The following is a 642-nucleotide window of genomic DNA, read 5'->3' on the forward strand; positions in this document are numbered from 1 at the left end:
CCGTTCTTCCACCAAGCGGTACTGGCTTGGGGAATACACCCTCAGCAATACGCTTGTAGATCGAAGAACGGCCAAGACCGGTATCTCGTATCACTTCTGTTAGCCTCATGAATCGCATGAAATTCTCCTCGTCATTCGTTCATGCGATAGCGCAGCAACGTAAAAACTTACTCACCTCCTCTCTGGCTACAGCCAAAGTTCCTAAACCCATCGTCATAAAGCTTGGTATCCACCTTTGCCAAGTAGCTCATGCGCCTGAACACCTCATGATATTGCGCGGTATACATAGACGATCCTTTTGAAATCAGCTGGACCGGGCTATCAGGGAAATGGACTAAACCGATTCCTTGACTCCCAGTCAGACCAAGAGTGCGACCCCAAGCTCGCTGAATACGCTCTGCCATGTTGCTAACTGCTTGTTCTTCCGCCAACCACCAGGGGAAGTCCGGCTCTTGCTGACCTAAGATACGCCCCAACGCGGAGTAAGCATCCCTATTGACCATAATGGCAATATGATAATGGGGCTGCCCTTCCCCACCGAACTCGCGACACCAGATCATACGAACATGGCAGTCATGAACCCGTTTTCCCTGGCCGCGCTTACGCTTCGAGTCGCACCTGATCTGCGAACGAAGAGAGTTG

Annotated in this window: 2 protein-coding genes; both read right to left on the minus strand. The window is 51.4% G+C overall.

Translation table 11 applies throughout. The features are described 5' to 3' along the window. Positions 1-118 (minus strand): AlpA family phage regulatory protein (locus A3730_RS29600; protein ID WP_369819056.1); only part of this gene is annotated, 118 nt, incomplete at its 3' end. A gap of 49 nt (positions 119-167) precedes the next feature. After that, positions 168-642: inovirus Gp2 family protein (locus tag A3730_RS09145; protein WP_156501105.1), on the minus strand; the 475-nt coding region annotated here is incomplete at its 5' end.

Source organism: Alcanivorax sp. HI0044, from assembly GCF_001634945.1.